The sequence below is a fragment of the uncultured Williamsia sp. genome, from assembly GCF_947494875.1.
Taxonomy (GTDB): Bacteria; Actinomycetota; Actinomycetes; order Mycobacteriales; family Mycobacteriaceae; genus Williamsia_A.
In genome coordinates this window covers 281,033-299,337 of record NZ_CANLWM010000008.1, presented here as the reverse complement: position 1 = coordinate 299,337, position 18,305 = coordinate 281,033, and the positions used below count along the sequence as shown (strand labels likewise).

The window sequence follows — 18,305 nt, the reverse complement described above, 5'->3', positions numbered from 1 at the left end:
CGGACGTCGGTCGCGGTGATCGGACGTCGTGGGTTCGCCTCCCGGAACGGGGCCGAACGGGTCGGGCCCCACGGCGCGGCTGGGTGTGAGGAGAGTCGGTGAGAACCAGACTGGCGGCCCCGTTCGCAGGAGTCGGTGACTTCGTCGGACTCGCCGTCGCGGCAGCACGTGAGCTGCCGCGCCGCCCGTTCCAGGCCCGCGAGACCGTCGAGCAGTCGTGGGCGATCGCCCGGGTCTCGATGGTCCCGACGCTGTTGGTCGCCATCCCGTTCACCGTGCTCGTCAGCTTCACCCTGAACATCCTGCTGCGCGAGATCGGCGCGCAGGACCTGTCCGGCGCCGGTGCCGCGCTCGGCACCATCACCCAGATCGGCCCGATCGTCACGGTGCTCATCGTGGCGGGCGCCGGCGCGACGGCCATCTGCGCCGACCTCGGGGCCCGCACCATCCGTGAGGAGATCGACGCCCTGCGGGTGCTCGGCATCGACCCGATCCACCGTCTCGTCGTCCCCCGCGTCATCGCGTCGACGATCGTGGCACTGCTGCTCAACAGCCTCGTGTGCACGATCGGCCTCGGCGGTGGCTTCGTCTTCTCCGTCTACCTGCAGGACGTCAACCCCGGTGCGTTCATCGCGAACCTCACGCTGCTGACCGGTCTGGGTGAGCTGATCATCTCGATGGTCAAGGCAGCTCTGTTCGGTCTCTTCGCCGGGCTCGTCGGGTGCTACCGCGGGCTGACGGTGAAGGGCGGCGCGAAGGGCGTCGGCGACGCGGTCAACGAGACCGTCGTCTACTCGTTCATGGCCCTGTTCGTGGTGAACGTCGTCGTCACCGCGGTCGGTCTCAAGGCGACGGGAGGGTAGTCATGGTCCTGCCACACAGCCTCACCTTCCGCGGATCCCGCCTGGCGCAACGCTCGACGGGCGAGTGGGACGCACTCGGTGACCAGGCGATGTTCTACGTCGACAGCATCGTCGCGATCCCGCGTGCGCTGCGTCTGTACAAGAAGGAGACGCTCCGGCTGATCGCCGAGATCAGCATGGGCACGGGGGCTCTCGCGCTCATCGGTGGCACCGTCGTCGTCGTCGGCTTCCTCACCCTGTTCACCGGCGGAACCATCGCCGTGCAGGGGTACAGCTCGCTGGCGAACATCGGCGTCGAGGTGCTCACCGGCTTTTTCTCCGCCTTCATCAACGTGCGCATCGCCGTGCCCGTCATCGCGGGCATCGCACTCGCCGCGACGATCGGTGCCGGTGCCACAGCGCAACTCGGTGCCATGCGTGTCAGCGAGGAGATCGACGCGCTGGAGTCGATGGCCATCTCGTCGATCCCGTATCTCGTCAGCACCCGCATCATCGCCGGCCTGATCGCGATCATCCCGCTGTACGCACTGGCGTCGGTGGCGTCGTTCCTGGCCGCACGGTTCGCCACGGTCCTGTTCTACGGACAGTCGTCCGGCGTCTACGACCACTACTTCTCGACCTTCCTCATACCGTCGAACATCCTGTGGTCGTTCGTACAGGCGATCTGTATGGCCGTGGCGGTCATGATGATCCACACCTACTACGGCTACAACGCGTCCGGCGGTCCGGTCGGCGTCGGCATCGCCGTCGGCAACGCCGTGCGGGCCTCGCTCATCGTGGTCGTCGTCATCACCCTGCTCCTCTCGCTCGCCATCTACGGCGCCGACGGCGACTTCAACCTGGCGGGCTGAGGCATGGCGACCGGTCACTCCACGTTCGCGCGGCGTCTCGCCGCGGTGCTGCTCGTCGCGGCGATCGTCGGTGCGGTCACGCTCTCGGTGATGCAGTTCTTCGACGCGTTCCGCTCGACGGTGCCGGTGACGCTCACCGCCGACCGCGCCGGGCTGGTGATGAATCCCGACGCCAAGGTGCGCCTGCGGGGCGTCACCATCGGGCGGGTCGCGAAGATCAGCCCCGACGGTGACCGCGTGACGCTGCACCTCGACGTGAACTCCGACGAGCTGTCGCGGGTACCGGCCGACGTCACCGCACAGATCCGCTCCAACACCATCTTCGGCGCCAAGTCGGTCGACCTCAGCGTCCCGCCGAACTCGTCGGGCCCGAACCTCCGCGCCGGCGACACCATCGCCGCCGACCGGGTGCAGGTCGAGCTGAACACCGTCTTCGGTCGACTCGTCGACGTGCTCGCGCAACTGCAACCGGAGAAGCTCAACGCGACGCTCGGTGCCGTCGACACCGCGCTGCACGGCCGGGGGGAGCAGATCGGTCAGGGGCTCGACGACCTGTCACAAACGGTCGGGAAGCTCAACCCCGCCCTCGACGCGCTCAACGCCGACTTCCGCGACACCGCCACGGTGACCGAGGTCTACGCCGACTCCTTCGCGAACATCGCGCGAGCCCTCGACAACGTGACCACCACCGGGAACACGTTGCTGGACAACGCGTCGTCGCTGGACGCTGTTCTCGTCAACACCACCGGTCTGGCGAACACCGTCAACTCGATCGTCGGGCCGAAGAAGCAGACGTTGATCGGGGCGCTGACCGACCTCGACCCGGTCTCGCAGATGCTGGGCTATCAGGCGCCGGGTCTCGCCTGCTTCCTGAAGACCGCCGCCGGCGTCCTGCCGAAGGCGCTGCCGATCTTCGGTGACAAGACGGGATACATCTCGCTCAACGCGGGAGTGCTGCCGGGCAAGGAGCCCTACCGCTACCCCGAGGACCTGCCGAAGGTCAACGCGCAGGGTCCGCCGACGTGTGCGTACGGACTGTCCGACTTCAACGACCCCGCACATCCGCCGTTCTACGTCACCGACAACGCCGCCCAGCCGTACCAGCCCCGCTTCACGGCGAAGCTGAACCCGGAGAAGCTCTTCCAGATCATGTTCGGACCGACCGCCCGTGGTTGACCCTCTCAAGCAGCGCCACATCGAGTTCCGCCGCACCGCGATAAAGCTCGGCGCGTTCGCGGTCGCGATGGTGCTCGTCTTCGTCGGGCTGGTCGTCGTGTTCAGCCAGTACCGCAGCGGTTCGACCAGCGACTACTCGGCGACCTTCTCGAACGCGTCGCAGCTGAAGTCGGGGACGAAGGTGCGTATCGCCGGCGTCGAGGTCGGCAAGGTCGCGAGCGTCTCGCTGAACCGGGACAACACCGCGGCCGTCGACTTCTCGGTCGACGAGCAGTACCGCCTGCCACGGTCGGTCCACGCGAACGTCCGCTACGAGAACCTCACCGGCGACCGGTATCTCGAACTCACCGAGGGAACCGGTGACCCGGCGGCCCTGCTGCCCGCCGGCGGGCACATCCCCGTCTCGCAGACCTCGCCCGCGCTCGACCTCGACAAGCTCCTCGGCGGGTTCAAGCCGCTGTTCAACACCCTCGCCCCCGACGAGGTGAACAAGCTGTCGAACTCGCTCATCCAGGTCTTCCAGGGGCAGGGCGCCGGTCTGACGCAGCTGCTGCGGACCACGGCGTCGTTCACGAACTCGATCGCCGACCGCGACCGCCTCATCGGCAGCGTCATCGACAACCTCAACACCGCGCTGGGTACCCTCGACGCCGACAAGTCCGGACTCGACTCGTCGCTGGACCGCCTGCAGCAGTTGGTGTCCGGCTTGGCGAACGACCGCGGGACCATCGGCCAGGCGGTGACCGACATCTCGCAGGCCACGAACGGACTCGCCGACCTGCTCGACACCAACCGCCCGAACCTGCAGCGCATCGTCAGCAGCACCGGGGCGGTCGCCGGCGCCGTCGACGCCGACGCGCCCTACCTCCGAGGACTGCTCGGACGTCTGCCCGAGGACTTCAAGAAGCTGACGAACCTCGGCAGTTACGGTGCGTGGCTGCAGATCTGGCTCTGCCGTGTCGATCTGTTCTTCACCGGCCCGAACCACGAGGAGATCGTGTACAGGTCGGTCAACAACGCGAACCCGACGACGAACCCGGGCGGGAGGTGTGCGACCCCGAGATGACGTTCTCCTTCACCCCCCGTCGCGGCAACGGTCGCGCGCGCATCGGCATCATCGGCGTGGTCGTCACCGCGCTCGTCGTGATCACCGCCCTGCAGATGGACAAGCTGCCCTACCTGTCCACCGGCAGTGTGTACACCGCCTACTTCTCCGACGCCGGTGGTCTGCGCCCCGGCGACGTCGTCGTGGTGTCCGGTGTGCAGGTCGGCACCGTGAACGGGATCTCGTTGGCGCACACCGACGACGGGACCGCCCGCGGCCGTACCGCGGCGAAGGTGTCGTTCACGATGGCCGACGGCACGGACGTCGGAGCGGACAGCCAGGCGTCGATCAAGACCGAGACCGTTCTGGGACGTCGGAACCTGACCGTCGAGCCGCACGGCAGCGGCCGGCTGCGGCCGGGTGACTCCATCCCCTTCCGCAACACCCTGGCGCCCTACTCGCTCACCGACGCCCTGGACGACACGACGTCGACGCTGGAGCAGACCGACACCGCGACTCTCAACCGCGCGCTGAACACGTTGTCCGACACGTTCTCCGACACCCCGCCCCAGGTCCGCGGCGCCGTCGACGGCGTCGCGCGGCTGTCGAAGTCCATCTCCGACCGAGACGATGCGCTGCGGTCGCTGCTCGCGCGGGCGAACTCGGTGACCGACATCGTCGCCAAGCGCAGCAAGCAGATCGACCAGCTGCTGGTCGACGGGAACTCGCTGCTGGGGGAGCTCCAGGCGCGCCGGATGGCGCTGGGCGAGTTGATCGTCGGCGTCAAGAACGTGGCTGCGCAGGTCAGCGGGTTCATCGCCGACAACAACGCGCAGCTGGACCCGGTGCTGACCAACCTGAACAAGGCGCTGACCATCCTCGAGGACAACCGGCAGAACCTGAACGCCACCCTCGACCGGCTCGGTCCGTACGCCAACGTCGTCGGTGAGGCCGTCTCGAGCGGACCGTACTTCTCGTCGTTCGTGGGCATCCCGACGTTCGGTGACTACACGAACACCTTCCTGCTGCTCCTGCAGCAGAAGTACCCGGAGGCGTACAAGGCGTTCACCTACAGCGGCAACCCGCTGTTCCTGTCGAACTTCTTCGCCCGGCCCGACGCGGAGAGCGACCCGAACCGGTCGATCCCGATCCCCGACACCCCCCGCGACAGGGGGCAGGGATGACCTTCAGCGTGCAGAACCTCAGCCCCGCCAACCTCGGTCGCCGATTCTGGATCGGTCTCGTCGCGACGCTGGTCATCATCGTCGTCGTGATCGCGGCCTACATGGCCTACGAGCGCGTGACCTACAAGAGCTACACCGCCTACTTCACCGAGGTGAACGGGCTGTACCCCGGCGACCCGGTGAAGGTCATCGGTGTCGACGTCGGTTCGATCGCCTCCATCACACCGCGGTCGGACGACGTGAAGGTCGAGTTCCACGTCGACCGTGATGTCCGCGTCCCCGCGGACGCCACCGCGGTGATCGTCGCGCAGAGTCTGGTGTCCGGGCGGTTCATCCAGCTGAACCCGGTGTTCGACACCGGTCCGGAGATGAAGGCCGGTTCGTCGATCCCGATGAACCGCACCGCGGTCCCGGTGGAGTGGGATCAGATCAAGGCGCAGCTGACGAAGCTGTCCGAGGCGGTGGGTCCCGACGGCGCCGACCCGGGTTCGGTCGCGCGCCTGGTCGACACGGCCGACAAGAACCTCGACGGCAACGGTGCCGCCATCGGCAACTCGGTCCGTGAGCTCTCGGCGCTGACGAAGACCCTGGCGGACAACCGCGGTGACCTCTTCGCCACCATCCGCAACCTCCAGACGCTCACCGACGCGCTCTCCCGTAGCCACGACGAGATCGTCCAGTTCAACGGCCGGATCGCCTCGGTCAGCCAGGTTCTCGCCGACAACACGCGCAACCTCGACGGCGCGCTCACCAACCTCGACAGCGCGTTGGGGGACCTCAAGACGTTCATCGACACCAACGGGCGTCGCCTCACGGAGTCGGTGGCCCGCCTGGCGGACACGACCGACATCCTCGCCCGCAAGGACGAGCAGATCCGGGGTCTGCTGCACTCGGCGCCCACGCAGCTGTCGAACTTCTACAACATCTACAACCCCATGACGGCGTCGTTGAGCGGCATCTTCGGTCTCGGCCAGTTCGGCAACCTGATCAACCTGCTGTGCGGGACGATCGCCGGCAACGACCGTCCGGGCAGTACACCGCAGGACGCGGCGAAGTGTGTCGACGTCCTGGGCCCGTTGATCTCGACGATCTCGGTGAACTACCCGCCGTTCCTGACGAATCCGGTGACCGGCCGCAACGCGCTCCCCGGGCAGGTCACCTACCAGAACGCGTCGACGGAGGCGCGGGCGAAGCAGGGCATCATCGACCAGGACGCGCAGACCCGGAAGGCGTTCGGTGGCAACGTCGGACTCGCCGGCCTGCTCGTGCCGTTCGGGGGCCAGGGATGAGCGCCCGCCGGATCCGGACCGCGGCGATCGGCGTGACGGTCGCCGCCGTCCTCGCGACCTCCGCCTGTTCCTTCCAGGGTTTGAACTCGCTGCCCATCCCGGGCGCGCAGGGCACCGGCGACGGGTCCTACGAGCTGACGGCGGTCCTGCCCAACGCGGCCAATCTCGTCGAGAACGCCCCCGTGCTGATGAACGACGCGACCGTCGGCAGCGTCGGGCGGACCACCGTCGAGAACTGGAAGGCCCGGATCACCCTGCGGCTGAACAAGGGCACCCGTGTGCCCGCCGGCTCGTACGCCGTGGTCGGTCTCACCAGCGTCCTCGGCTCGCTGAACCTGCAGATCGTGCAGCCGGAGAAGCCGTCCGGCGGTGTCCTCCCGCCGGGAGGTCGTCTGACGTCGACGAACTGCCCCGACCAGGCGGAGGTCCCCACCCCCGACAACCGCCCCGCCATCGCCGACGTGACGGAGGCGCAACAGGTCTCGCAGTGCACCTACCCCACGGTCGAGCAGGTGCTCAGCTCGCTGTCGGTGGTCCTCAACGGCGGCGGCCTCGCGCAGATCGGTGACGTGGTCCACGAACTGTCCAACGCGCTGAACGGCCGGGAGGACACCATCCGTGCCCTCATCCCGCGCCTCACCACCCTCGTCTCCGACCTCGACGCCCAGCGCGACGACATCATCGACGCCATCTCGGGCATCGATCGGCTGGCGGCGAGCATCGACGACCAGCAGCCCGCCGTCGACCGTGCGCTGACCCAGCTCCCGGCGTCGCTGAAGCTCCTCGTCGACCAACGAAGCAACCTCACCGACACGCTCGGCTCGACGGGGCGGCTGAGCAAGACCGTCGACGACATCCTCGACGCGAACAGCCAGGACATCACGACCATCGTGAGCAACCTGCGTCCCGTGTTGGCGCAGCTGCAGGACAGCGGCCAGTCGTTGACGCGGTCGCTCGGCGTACTGATCACCTTCCCGTTCGCGGAGTCGGTGATCCCCAAGATCGTCAAGGGCGACTTCGTGAACGGCGTGATCCAGCTCGACCTGACCAACGGACGCCTCGGCCGCGGGCTCTTCCGGAGCCTCGGTCTCAACAACCCCGCATCCGTCTACGGACCGGAGGCCGCGCTGGGAACCCCCGCGGGCGCGGCGAAGCGCAACGTGAACCCGTTCCTCGCGCCGCTGCAGGACGACACGGGCGCGACGAGCTCGCCGCCGGCAGGGTCGTCGACCGCCCCGTCGACCCCGAAGCCCGCACCGAGCGGAGGCCGACCGTGACCATCTCCCGGTTCGTCCGCATCCAGCTGGCCATCTTCTCGCTCGTGGCCGTGGTGTCACTCGTCGTGGTCGGCGTCTTCTACGTCCAGGTGCCGACGATGCTCGGGATCGGGCGCTACACCGTGCATCTCGACCTGCCGAACACCGGCGGCCTGTACCCGAACGCGAACGTCACCTACCGCGGGGTGACCGTCGGTCGGGTCGAATCCGTCACGCTCACCTCCACCGGGGTCCGCGCCGACCTGTCCATCGCCAGCGATCACAAGATCCCCGCGTCCTCCGCGGTCTCGGTCCAGAGCGTCTCCGCGGTCGGCGAACAGTTCGTGCAGTTCACGCCGAAAGACGCCACGGGCGGCGGGATGTTGCGCGACGGGTCGACGATCCGCAACGGGACGGTGCCGACCGAGATCTCCACCCTCGTCGACCGCACCGACGCGCTGCTGAAGTCGGTACAGAGCAGCAAGCTGCGGCGGGTGCTCGACGAGACGTTCGACGCATTCAACGGCAACGCCGATGAGCTGCAACGACTCCTGGACTCGCTGACGCTGTTCGCGGGGGAGGCGAACCGCAACTCCACTGTCACCCGCACACTGATCGAGCAGGCCGAGCCGCTGCTGGAGACGCAGACCGCGACCGTCGGCGAGATCCGGCAGTGGACGGCGAACGTCGCCGCGTTCACCGACCAGCTCCGCGAGAACGATCCCGAGGTGCGCGACATCCTCGCAAAGGGCCCCGCAACCGTCTCGCAGGCACGGGATCTCTTCACCTCGTTCAACCAGACGCTGCCGCTGCTCATCGACAACATCGCGACCGCCGGCAAGACACTGGCCGTCTACCTGCCGAACCTGCGCCAGGTGTTGGTGCTCTACCCGCGGGTCCTGCAGGCGCTGGTGTCAGCGGTGAACAACGAGGACCCCCGCAAGGGCGCCAACGTCGACTTCGCGCTCGGCTTCCAGGACCCCGGTACCTGCACCGTCGGATTCCTGCCCGCCTCGCAGCGGCGGTCCCCGGCCATCCAGACCCCGCAGGAGATCCCGCCGGGTCTGCTGTGCCGCGTCCCGCAGGACTCCAACGTCGCAGTACGCGGCACCCGCAACTTCCCGTGCGTCGAGTTCCCGGGCCGGCGTGCACCGACGCCCGAGGAGTGCCGGACCGGGTACAAGCCGCTGGCCGAGAACGTGCCGTTCCCCCAGGGCCTGCCGGGCATCAGCGGCCTGCCCGACGGCAAGCTCACGCCGGCCACCCCGTCCGCCTACGACGGGAAGCCCTCGGTCTACGCCGGCGCGTACGATCCGGGGTCGGGCACGGCGATCGGCCCTGACGGCAAGACCTACGCCGTCGCCGCGGGCGACGCGACCGGCGGGCAGGACGCCGCCCGAGGAGGAAGCACCACATGGCAGGGCCTGATCACCGGGACGGTGTCGGGATGAGCGCGGACGCAGACGTTCGCGTCGATGCCGACGCACGCCGCACGCGACGGCGGGTTCGTCGCCCGGCCGGACCGCCCGCGGGAGAGACGTCGTCGGCCGGCGCGTCACCGACGACCGCCTCGTCGACGTCGACCACCGCCGCGCGCCCCATCCGTCGATCGGCCCCGATCACCTCGCTCCGGAAGAGCCGCCTCACCGACGGCGCCGCTCACAAGCCCTCTGCAGCACCGGAATCCGACACGCCTTCGGCCCAGGCCACCGAGGCGGCGTCGACCGAGGCCGCACCCGCCCGGTCGGGTGCGACGCTGAGCTATCGCGAACGCCGCCGCGGCGCACCGTCGGTCGCGAAGAAGGCGCCCGTGCGCCGGTCGCGTCTCGGTCTCTACCTGAGCGGGACACTCGCGATCCTCGTGATCGCCGGACTCGCCGCGGTCTCGGTGTTCTTCGCCGTCAGCACCTCGCGCATCGACGACCGCGCCGCTCAGCGCGCCGAGTATGTCGCGTTCGCGCGTCAGATGGTGGTGAACCTGACGTCGTTGAGCCCGTCCACCGTCGACTCCACGCTCGACGAGTTCCGCAGGGACGCGAGCGGCAAGGCGCTCGAGGACACGTCGCAGACGCTGCAGCAGACCGTCGACCTCATCAAGTCCCAGAACGTGACGACGAAGGGGACCATCCTCGCCGACGCCGTCGTCTCCAGCGACGCCGATCAGGCGACCGTGCTCATCGTGTCCGGCTGGACGATGAACAACCCGCAGCCGGTGGTGCAGACGTTCCGGTGGAAGGTCACGGTCTCACGGATCGACGGTCAGATGAAGCTGACCGGATACGAGTGGGTGACATGAGCACCGACACCGCGGTCCACGAGACCGACCAGGAATCACCGGCGTCCGACAACCCGTGGAAGTCGACCCGGGTGCGGATCGTCGCCGCGATCCTCGTCCTGCTGGTGATCGCCGGCGCCGTCGCGGCCACCGTGCTCGGTCTGCGGTGGTCGTCGGCGACCGATCGGGAGGACGCCCGCGTGGCGGCCCTCGACGCCGGGAAGCGCTACGCCGTGGTCATGTTCGGCTTCGACCCCGCCACCGTCGACGGCAATGTCACCCAGGCCACGGCGGGGCTCGTCGGGAAGGCCCGCACCACCTACGACGACATCATGAAGTCCAGCGACCTGTCGGCCCAGGTGAAGCAGCAGAAGGTCACCTCGACGGTGACCATCCAGGAGGCGGGCGTCTCGTCGGCGTCGGCGAACCGTGCGACGGTGCTCATCTTCATGAACCAGTCGGTGTCCAAGGGAGACAACCAACTGGTGCGCGTCGAACCGAGCCGCGTCGAGTACTCGATGGTGCGCTCGGGCGACCGGTGGCTCATCGACGACATCACCGTCATCACCGACGACTCGCTGCGCCAGAAGCTGAAGCTCGACCCGTCGAGCGCGCCGTCGGCCAGTGGGGCAGTGGCCCCGCCGGGATCGTCGATTCCTGCGCCCCCGGTCGGGTCGACCCCTGCCCCCGCGGGCTGACGCTCAGCTGATCCCGACGAGGTCGACGACGAAGACGAGAGTCGAGTTGGCGGGCAGTCCCGGCTGTGCCTGGTCGCGGTAACCGAGGGCCGGGGGGATGACGATCTCGCGGCGACCGCCGACCTTCATGCCGACGATGCCGTCGGCGAAGCCGGGGACCACGCCGGACAGCGGGAAGTCGACGGGGGTGTCGCCCGCCTTCCAGCTCGCGTCGAAGACGGACCCGTCGGAGTAGAGCGCGCCGACATAGCGCACCGAGACGGTGTCGGCCGCGGTCGCGGTGCGACCGTTGCCGGGGACCAGGTCGGCGATGCGCAGGTCGCTGGGCGGGGTACCCGTGCCGGCGGCGATCGTCGGCTCCTTGCCGGTGTCGGTCGCGTTCGCGGTGATCTGCGGGATGCCCTGGGAGCCGGGCGTACCCGACTGCACCGGTGCGGCGCTCGTGGGTGCAGCGGCCGTCGTGTCGGTGGTGTCGGTACCGGCCGACGCCGTGTCCGTCGTCGTGGTGGTGCTCGACGCCGACGAACTCGACGAGTCGGAGTCCCCGCAGCCCGCACCGACGATGGCGACGGCGACGGCGAGGGACACGGCGGCGGTGGCGGACTTCAGATCACGGCGCATGCACCGACCGTATCCTGCGCTCGCACAACCCCGGCGGACCCGGCGCTACGCCGTGGGTTCGTACCCCATCGGCAGGATGATCGACTTCGACTCGAGGTAGCTCATGACTCCCTCGGGACCGTTCTCACGGCCGACACCGGAGTTCTTGTAGCCGCCGAACGGCGAACCGGGATCGATGGCGTACCAGTTGATCCCGAGCGTCCCCGTCCGGATCCGCCCTGCGATCTCGATGCCGCGCTCGACGTCGGCGGTGTAGATCGCGCCGGCGAGCCCGTACTCGGAGTCGTTGGCGATCTCGACGGCCTCGTCGACGGTGTCGTAGTCGATGATGGCCAGGACAGGACCGAAGATCTCCTCCTGAGCGATGCGCATGTCGTTGGTGACGTCGGCGAAGACAGTCGGCGACAGGTAGTAGCCGGAGTCCATGCCCTCGGGGCGACCACCCTCGACGACGGTCGTCGCGCCGGCCTCCTTGCCGAGGCGGACGTAGTCCTCGATCTTGTCGCGCTGCTTCTCGGTGATGATCGGGCCCAGCACGAGACCGGGCGCCATCGCCTCCGCGGCGGCGGACACCGCGGCGACGATCTCGTCGTGGCGGCTGCGAGGGATGAGGATGCGGGTCTGTGCGACGCACGCCTGGCCGGTGTTGAACAGGCCGTAGAAGGCGAGCATCCCGGCGATCTCGTCGATGTTCGCGTCCTCGAGGACGATCGCAGCGGACTTGCCGCCGAGTTCGAGCTGGCAACTCTTCAGCTGCTCGCCGCAGGCGGCACCGATCTGCTTGCCCGCCCGGGTGGAGCCGGTGAACGTGATCTTGTCGACTCCCGGGTGGTCGACGAGGGCCTTTCCGGTCTCGACGCCGCCGGTCACCACCGACAGCACACCCTCGGGCAGGCCGGCCTCGGCGAAGATCTCCGCGACGACGAACGCGCTGAGCGGGGTCTCGGGCGCGGGCTTCAGCACCACGGAGCACCCCGCGGCGAGCGACGGCCCGAGCTTGTTGCACGCCAGGAACAGCGGGACGTTCCACGCGGTGATCGCGCCGACGACACCGACGGGTTCGCGCTCGACACGGGTGGTGCCGAACAGGCCGGTGCGGTGCTCGACCCAGGCGATGTCGTTCTCGATCGCGTCGGCGTAGGCGCGCAGCACGCCGGTGCCGGGTAGCTGCTGCAGCGTGGCGATGTCGCCTTCGCTGGCACCCATCTCGCCGGAGACCAGTGCGGCGATCGAGGCGATGCGCTCCTCGATGAGGTCGGCCGCCCGGCGCAGCACCGCGGCGCGGTCGGAGGGCGCGGTGCGGCTCCACACGCCGGACTCGAAGGAGGCCCGCGCAGCCTGCACGGCGGCGTCGACATCCTGCGCGTCACCGTCGGGGGCGCTGCCCACGTGCTCGCCCGTGGCCGGCGATCGCACCTCGAGGCGGGCGGTGGAGTGCGGCGCCTGCCGGCGTCCCCCGATGTAGAGCTCGTCGTGGTCGTGCGAGTCGGGGGAGGCCGCAGCCAGGGTGTCGATGGTGTCGGTCATGAGGGTGCGCGCTCCAGTGTGCTCGGGTGTGATGCTCGACACCCGATACTAGAACACGTTCCAGTTCTGTGGAACGGGCCGCCTCACTCCATCAACTGGAAACGGATCGCTGCCGTCACCGATTCGACCGCGTCGCCGAGCGTCTCGATCCGCTCCAACGGCGACGGCGCGGCCAGGATCGCGTACCGGTCGGCCTGCCCGATGGGCAGCTGACCGGCCCAGCGGAATGCGCGGTCGATGTCGTCCAGGTCGTCGGTGTCGGATGTGTCGTCGAACTGCACCTCGGTCCGTCCTGCCGAACGCACCAACTCGAACAGCTCACGGATCTTCCCGGCGACGGCCGCGTACTGCGACTCCAACGACTCCGCACCGAACGACACGATCGGCTCGTCGGGGTACTCCTCGACCAGCGCGCGCGGGTAGGGGTCGTCGGGCAGCCAGTCGACGACGCGCAGCCGGTCGGTCCCGACGCAGCGCACGAGGGCACGCCCGTCGTCCTTGACGTGGTGTTCGACGATGGCCGCGCTGGTCGCGATCATGTGCCGCTCGTCGCTGCCGCCCACCTCGGCGCCGCGGGCGATGAGCACGACGCCGAACGTCGGGTCGTCGGACTCCAGGCAGTGCGCCAGCATCTCGCGGTAGCGCGGCTCGAAGATCTGCAGGGGCAACAATTCCCCGGGGAGCAGCGCCATACCCAGCGGGAACATCGCCATCTGCTGCACCGGGGGAGCGGCCATGACTCCACGGTAGCCGCGCTCGGCGGCGGCGCGGGTCCGCGCGGGTGAGCGCCTGACCGTCAGGTCGACGGTCGGGCGTCCAGCACGACCTCGAACTCGAGCAGATCGGCGCCGCTGGACACAGGGTTGGCACGCTCACCGGCGTGCGCCTCGCGCGCCGGACCGCCGGCCCACGCCGCGAACGCCTCATCCGACTCCCACTGCGTCACGACGAAGTAGCGATCGTCGCCTTTCACCGGCCGCAGCAGCTGGAATCCGAGAAATCCCGGCGTCCCGTCGACGGTGTGGGCGCGGTTCGCGAACCGCTTCTCCAGTTCCGGGCCCGCGCCCTCGGGGACCGAGATCGCGTTGATCTTCACGACTGCCATGCCCGCTATCGTATCGGCCGTGCCCGCCGAGACCGGACTGCGCGATCACGGCACCGTGGTGCGCCGCGAGGAGGGTGGTGCAGCGGGCGATGTGCCGCCGATCCTCCTGCTGCACGGGCTGATGGGACGCGGCCGGACGTGGCGCCGCCAGATCCCCTGGCTGAGGCGGTACGGACGGGTGTTCACCGTCGACGCCGCGTTCCACACCGGCACCGGGGGCGTCGACCTCGACGACCTCGCGGCCGACGAGATCGCCACCGAACGGTTCGTCGCCGACATCGCCGAGACGCTGGTCTGGATCGACAGCGGCCCCGCGGTCCTCATCGGGCACTCGATGGGCGGCCTGCACGCCTTCTGTACAGCTTCGGCCTACCCCGAGCTGGTCTCCGCGATCGTCGTCGAGGACATGGCCCCGGACTTCCGCGGCCGCACCACCGCCGAGTGGTCGGAGGTGTTCGCGCACTGGCCCGCTCGCCTCGAGTCGGCCGAGCACGCGGCGACGGTGTTCGGACCCGTCGCGGGCCGCTACTTCCACGACGCGTTCGACGACGGCGCGATGCACGGCGACCTCGCGGTGTGGCAGGCGATCGCCGACGAGTGGGGCGCGCGGTCGTTCTGGGACGAGTGGGCCGCTGCCGCGGTGCCGTCCCTGCTGATCGAGGCGGGCAACGGCGTCACCCCACCCGGGCAGATGGCGCGGATGGCGGAGATGCACGAGAACGCAACGCATCTCGTCGTGGAGGGGGCCGGACACCTCGTGCACGACGACCGCCCCGAGACCTACCGCGGCGCGGTCGAGGCGTTCCTGTCCGCGACGCTGCCCTGACCGTCGCCCTCGCCCGCGAGCCAGAAGAGCGAGCCGTCGGAGGTCTCGACGAGACCGTCGGCGAGCAGCGAGTCGAGCGCGCGTTCCCGCTGTCCGGGGTCCTTCGGCCAGACCGTGTCGAGTCGTCCTCGCTCGACGGGTCCTGTCGCCGAACGGAACTCGTCGAGGATCAATCCGCGGACCTGGCGATCGGTGCCCGCGAACCTCTGCACCTTCTTCGGCGTGGTCACCGCCGGACGACCCGCCTGCACCCAGGCGCAGTCGGGGAGGGGGCACGCCGCGCACGACGGTGTCCGCGCAGTGCAGACGAGCGCGCCGAGCTCCATCAGCGCGGCGGAGAAGCGGGGCGCGAGATCGACGCGTGTGGGCAGCAAAGCCTGCGCGTCCGCGAGGTCGGTGCGTGCGGGGCTGCCGGCGTCCCCGCGACCGTGGATGGCACGGGCGATCACCCGCCGGACGTTGATGTCCACCACCGGAACCGGTGCGTCGTAGGCGAAGCAGGCGACCGCGCGGGCGGTGTAGTCGCCGACGCCGGGCAGGGTCAGCAGCGTCTCGACGTCGCGTGGCACCTCGTCGCCGAAGCGGTCGGCGAGGACGGTCGCACACTCGTGCAGTCGCATGGCGCGTCGCGGGTAGCCGAGCTTTCCCCAGGCGCGGACCACCTCGCCGACGTTCTCCCGGGCCATCGCCGACGGGACCGGCCATCGCTCGATCCACTCCAGCCACTTCGGGATCACGCGCGCGACAGGGGTCTGCTGCAGCATGATCTCGCTGATCAGGATCTGCCACGCCGACACGTCGTCGTGACGCCACGGGAGGTCGCGTTCGTGGTCGTCGAACCAGGTCAGCAGGGATTCGTGCAAAGTCACAGGGGCGTCCTGTCCGGTTTTCGGCACAATGTCATGCATGGCAGACATCACCCCCGCACAGGCATGGCGCGATCTGCGCGACGGAAACGACCGGTTCGTCTCGGGCGCACCCGCTCATCCGAGCCAGGGTATCGAGGACCGGACCCGGCTGACGCAGGGCCAGCACCCGAAGGCGATCCTCTTCGGCTGCTCGGACTCCCGCGTCGCCGCGGAGATCATCTTCGACCAGGGCCTCGGTGACCTGTTCGTCGTCCGCACCGCGGGCCAGGCGATCGACTCCGCGGTGCTCGGGTCGATCGACTTCGCCGTCGCGGTGCTCGGCGTGCCCCTCATCGTGGTGCTCGGCCACGACAGCTGCGGCGCGGTCGCCGCGACCATCAAGGCCCTCGACACCAACGAGCTGCCCGGCGGACACATCCGCGACGTCGTCGAGAAGGTCACCCCCAGCATCCTGCTCGGCAAGAGCCAAGGCCTCACCGAGGCAGCGGATTTCGAGGCCAAGCACGTGTCGGAGACCGCCGCTCGCCTGCTCGAGCGGAGCTCGATCGTGTCCGACGGCGTCGAGTCGGGGAAGGTCGGCATCGTCGGCCTCACCTACAGCCTCGCCGAGGGCAAGACGTATCTGCGGCAGGCGATCGGTGCCGTCGACGACGCGCCCGACGACGCCCACGCGATGACCGCGTCGTCCTGATCCAGGCACCGGATCGCCCGTAGTGCTCGTCACTGTGTGACGACACGCCGCCAGAGGTCGGACCGCGGATGCGGTCCGACCTCTAGCGTTCGTGCTGTGTTGGAACCGTCAGGCCCGTTGCCACCGGAGATCTACTGGCGCCGTCGTGCGCTGGCGATCGCCGTCGTGGTGGTCGTGGTCGCGGTGATCATCGGGTTGATCGTGTGGGCGTCCGGCGGTTCGGACTCGCCGCGGAACACCAGCGCGTCGGTCGCCCCGTCGTCACAGGCGTATCCCTCGTTGTCGCCGTACGCCTCCGACAGCGCAGTCCCCGGCAGCGGGACCGCGGGATCCGGCGGTTCGGGCGGTGCGCCCGGTCAGGTCCCGGCGTCGACGAACGCCTCCGGTGTCGTCGTGCCGGGGTCGACCACCCCGTCGGCGAACCCGACCGCGGTCCCCGCGTCGGGCCTGTGCCCCGACCAGAACATCTCGGTGGTGCTCTACACCGACAAGCCGACCTACACCGTCGGTGACAAGCCGGTCTTCACGATCGTCGTCACCAACGCCGGTCTCGCCGACTGCACCCGCGACGTCGGCAAGGACATGCAGAACGTGACCGTGCGGAGTCTCGACGGGACGCGCTACATCTGGTCGGCCACCGACTGCTCGCCGATCGCGACGGTCAACAACCAGACGCTCAAGCCGGCTCAGCAGTTCCGCGACACCATCGTGTGGTCGGGGACCACCAGCACGCCGGGCTGCAAGACGCCACGCGTCGTCGCGCCCGCCGGGTCCTACCAGGCGGTCGGCAACCTGGGCACGAAGGTGAGCGCACCCATCACCTTCAACATGACGGACCCGGCGAGTCGCTAGACCCATCCGACGGTCGGGGTCAGTCGAACCGTTCGATCGTCGTCTCGGCGAGCCGCGACAGGCCCTCGCGGATGTGACGGGCCCAGATCTCGCCGATGCCGTCAACAGCCTGCAGGTCGGCCGCACTGGTCGCCAGCAGCGCCTGCAGGGTGCCGTAGTTGCGCACCAGACGGTCGACGTGAGCCAACTGCAGTCCCGGGATCCGTGACAGCAGTCGATAGCCGCGGGGATTCATCGTCGTGTCCTGCGCGTCGAGCGTCGTCGGGTAACCGAAGGCCCCGGCGAGCAGCGTCGAGTCGAGCAGGTCGGTGTCGTTGAGCGCCTCGATCGCCTCGAGGGCCTGTCGGACCTCCTCTACGGACGCCGGCTCCGGACTCGAGTAGTAGTCGCGCACGACGAGCTCGCGGATGGTGTCGTTGTCGCCCTCGAGTTCCTCGAGTTGAAGGCTCAGCTGACGACCATTGCTGCCGAGTTCGAGGACGTACTGCCGGATCTCGACCGACACCCGTCGCACCATCTCCATGCGCTGCACCGCGGTCATCGCCTCGCGCAGCGAGACGTAGTCCTCGATCTCCGCGCGCGACAGACCGGCACTGACCTCGTCGAGTCGGGTCTTGTACCGCTGCAGCGTGGCGACGGCGAGGTTCGCGCGCGACAGGATCGGGTCCGAACCCTCGACGACGTGGCGGACGCCGTCGACGTACGCCGAGACGATCGACATCGACGCGCTCACCGAGATGACCGGGTGGCCGGTCTGCACCGCTGTCCGTTCGGCGGCGCGGTGGCGGGTGCCGGACTCCTCGGTGGGGATCGACGGGTCGGGGACGAGCTGCACGTTGGCCCGCACGATCTTGCTGCCGTCGGTGGACAGGACGACGGCACCGTCCATCTTCGACAGCTCGCGCAGGCGGGTCGGGGCGAACTCGACGTCGAGGTGGAAGCCGCCGTCGCAGATGCGCTCGACGGCCTCGTCGTACCCGAGGACGATCAGCGCACCGGTCCGGCCGCGCAGGATGCGCTCCAGCCCGTCGCGCAGGCCGGTGCCGGGCGCCACGCGGGCGATCGTCGCCCGCAGCAGGTCGCCGTGCGCCGCGTCCGTCATCGAGATCCCTCTCCCGTCTGCGGCCGTGGCAGGGGCCGCGACCGGGGACAAGCGTAACGACGACTAGATTCGCGC

19 protein-coding genes are annotated in these 18,305 nt (G+C 69.2%); 13 read left to right on the top strand and 6 right to left on the bottom strand.

The annotated features are described in order from the left end of the window. The first annotated feature begins 98 nt into the window (after positions 1 to 98). Genes Q1A98_RS19385 through Q1A98_RS19340 form a run of 10 tightly spaced genes read left to right on the top strand, consistent with a single transcriptional unit; the run spans position 99 to position 10,637 of the window. A complete protein-coding gene (locus Q1A98_RS19385) occupies positions 99 to 863 on the top strand; it encodes an ABC transporter permease (protein ID WP_299576486.1) in 765 nt (254 codons plus the stop codon). Between the two features lie 2 nt (positions 864 to 865). Beyond that, a complete protein-coding gene (locus Q1A98_RS19380) occupies positions 866 to 1,714 on the top strand; it encodes an ABC transporter permease (RefSeq protein ID WP_299576484.1) in 849 nt (282 codons plus the stop codon). Between the two features lie 3 nt (positions 1,715 to 1,717). Beyond that, complete coding sequence (locus tag Q1A98_RS19375; RefSeq protein ID WP_299576482.1) at positions 1,718 to 2,890, top strand: MCE family protein; 1,173 nt, start codon at positions 1,718 to 1,720, stop codon at positions 2,888 to 2,890. Further along, a complete protein-coding gene (locus Q1A98_RS19370) occupies positions 2,883 to 3,956 on the top strand; it encodes an MCE family protein (protein ID WP_299576480.1) in 1,074 nt (357 codons plus the stop codon). The genes Q1A98_RS19375 and Q1A98_RS19370 overlap by 8 nt, the downstream gene beginning before the upstream one ends. Continuing rightward, positions 3,953 to 5,119: an MCE family protein gene (locus Q1A98_RS19365; protein ID WP_299576478.1), complete on the top strand. Its 1,167-nt coding sequence runs from the start codon at positions 3,953 to 3,955 to the stop codon at positions 5,117 to 5,119. The genes Q1A98_RS19370 and Q1A98_RS19365 overlap by 4 nt, the downstream gene beginning before the upstream one ends. Then, complete coding sequence (locus tag Q1A98_RS19360) at positions 5,116 to 6,408, top strand: MCE family protein (protein ID WP_299576476.1); 1,293 nt, start codon at positions 5,116 to 5,118, stop codon at positions 6,406 to 6,408. The genes Q1A98_RS19365 and Q1A98_RS19360 overlap by 4 nt, the downstream gene beginning before the upstream one ends. Then, positions 6,405 to 7,685, top strand: coding sequence for an MCE family protein (locus Q1A98_RS19355; protein WP_299576474.1), 1,281 nt, complete (start codon positions 6,405 to 6,407; stop codon positions 7,683 to 7,685). Before Q1A98_RS19360 ends, Q1A98_RS19355 begins: the two co-directional genes overlap by 4 nt. Continuing rightward, positions 7,682 to 9,115, top strand: a complete 1,434-nt coding sequence (locus Q1A98_RS19350; protein ID WP_299576472.1) for an MlaD family protein — start codon at positions 7,682 to 7,684, stop codon at positions 9,113 to 9,115. Before Q1A98_RS19355 ends, Q1A98_RS19350 begins: the two co-directional genes overlap by 4 nt. Continuing rightward, positions 9,112 to 9,960 (top strand): hypothetical protein, encoded by an 849-nt coding sequence (locus Q1A98_RS19345; protein WP_299576470.1) that lies wholly within the window; start codon positions 9,112 to 9,114, stop codon positions 9,958 to 9,960. The genes Q1A98_RS19350 and Q1A98_RS19345 overlap by 4 nt, the downstream gene beginning before the upstream one ends. After that, positions 9,957 to 10,637, top strand: a complete 681-nt coding sequence (locus Q1A98_RS19340; protein ID WP_299576468.1) for a hypothetical protein — start codon at positions 9,957 to 9,959, stop codon at positions 10,635 to 10,637. The genes Q1A98_RS19345 and Q1A98_RS19340 overlap by 4 nt, the downstream gene beginning before the upstream one ends. 3 nt (positions 10,638 to 10,640) lie before the next feature. Here Q1A98_RS19340 and Q1A98_RS19335 read toward each other — a convergent pair whose 3' ends face one another. The 4 genes from Q1A98_RS19335 to mhuD all read right to left on the bottom strand — a co-directional run bounded on the left by Q1A98_RS19335 (position 10,641) and on the right by mhuD (position 13,890). Further along, positions 10,641 to 11,258: an FKBP-type peptidyl-prolyl cis-trans isomerase gene (locus Q1A98_RS19335; protein WP_299576466.1), complete on the bottom strand. Its 618-nt coding sequence runs from the start codon at positions 11,256 to 11,258 to the stop codon at positions 10,641 to 10,643. 45 nt (positions 11,259 to 11,303) lie between these two features. Further along, the gene (locus Q1A98_RS19330) at positions 11,304 to 12,785 is read right to left on the bottom strand and encodes an aldehyde dehydrogenase (protein WP_299576464.1); all 1,482 of its coding nucleotides are present in this window, start codon (positions 12,783 to 12,785) and stop codon (positions 11,304 to 11,306) included. Positions 12,786 to 12,868: 83 nt separating this feature from the next. Further along, positions 12,869 to 13,522 carry an LON peptidase substrate-binding domain-containing protein gene (locus Q1A98_RS19325; RefSeq protein ID WP_299576462.1) on the bottom strand — a complete coding sequence of 218 codons (654 nt, stop codon included), beginning with the start codon at positions 13,520 to 13,522 and terminating at the stop codon, positions 12,869 to 12,871. A 59-nt stretch (positions 13,523 to 13,581) separates the two neighbouring features. Beyond that, complete coding sequence (gene mhuD, locus Q1A98_RS19320; RefSeq protein ID WP_299576460.1) at positions 13,582 to 13,890, bottom strand: mycobilin-forming heme oxygenase MhuD; 309 nt, start codon at positions 13,888 to 13,890, stop codon at positions 13,582 to 13,584. 19 nt (positions 13,891 to 13,909) lie between these two features. Here mhuD and Q1A98_RS19315 point away from each other — a divergent pair, with 19 nt between their 5' ends. Next, positions 13,910 to 14,716: an alpha/beta hydrolase gene (locus Q1A98_RS19315; protein ID WP_299576458.1), complete on the top strand. Its 807-nt coding sequence runs from the start codon at positions 13,910 to 13,912 to the stop codon at positions 14,714 to 14,716. On the opposite strand, the gene Q1A98_RS19310 is transcribed toward Q1A98_RS19315, so the two are convergent. Further along, positions 14,671 to 15,624, bottom strand: coding sequence for an A/G-specific adenine glycosylase (locus Q1A98_RS19310; protein WP_299576456.1), 954 nt, complete (start codon positions 15,622 to 15,624; stop codon positions 14,671 to 14,673). The two genes, Q1A98_RS19315 and Q1A98_RS19310, sit on opposite strands and share 46 nt — an antisense overlap. Between Q1A98_RS19310 and Q1A98_RS19305 the strand changes: the two genes are divergently transcribed. Both Q1A98_RS19305 and Q1A98_RS19300 read left to right on the top strand, forming a co-directional pair. Then, positions 15,623 to 16,276, top strand: coding sequence for a carbonic anhydrase (locus Q1A98_RS19305; protein WP_299576454.1), 654 nt, complete (start codon positions 15,623 to 15,625; stop codon positions 16,274 to 16,276). The genes Q1A98_RS19310 and Q1A98_RS19305 overlap by 2 nt on opposite strands. A 96-nt stretch (positions 16,277 to 16,372) precedes the next feature. Then, a complete protein-coding gene (locus Q1A98_RS19300) occupies positions 16,373 to 17,128 on the top strand; it encodes a hypothetical protein (RefSeq protein ID WP_299576452.1) in 756 nt (251 codons plus the stop codon). 19 nt (positions 17,129 to 17,147) lie between these two features. On the opposite strand, the gene disA is transcribed toward Q1A98_RS19300, so the two are convergent. Further along, positions 17,148 to 18,230, bottom strand: a complete 1,083-nt coding sequence (gene disA, locus Q1A98_RS19295; RefSeq protein ID WP_299576450.1) for a DNA integrity scanning diadenylate cyclase DisA — start codon at positions 18,228 to 18,230, stop codon at positions 17,148 to 17,150. Positions 18,231 to 18,305 lie beyond the last annotated feature (75 nt).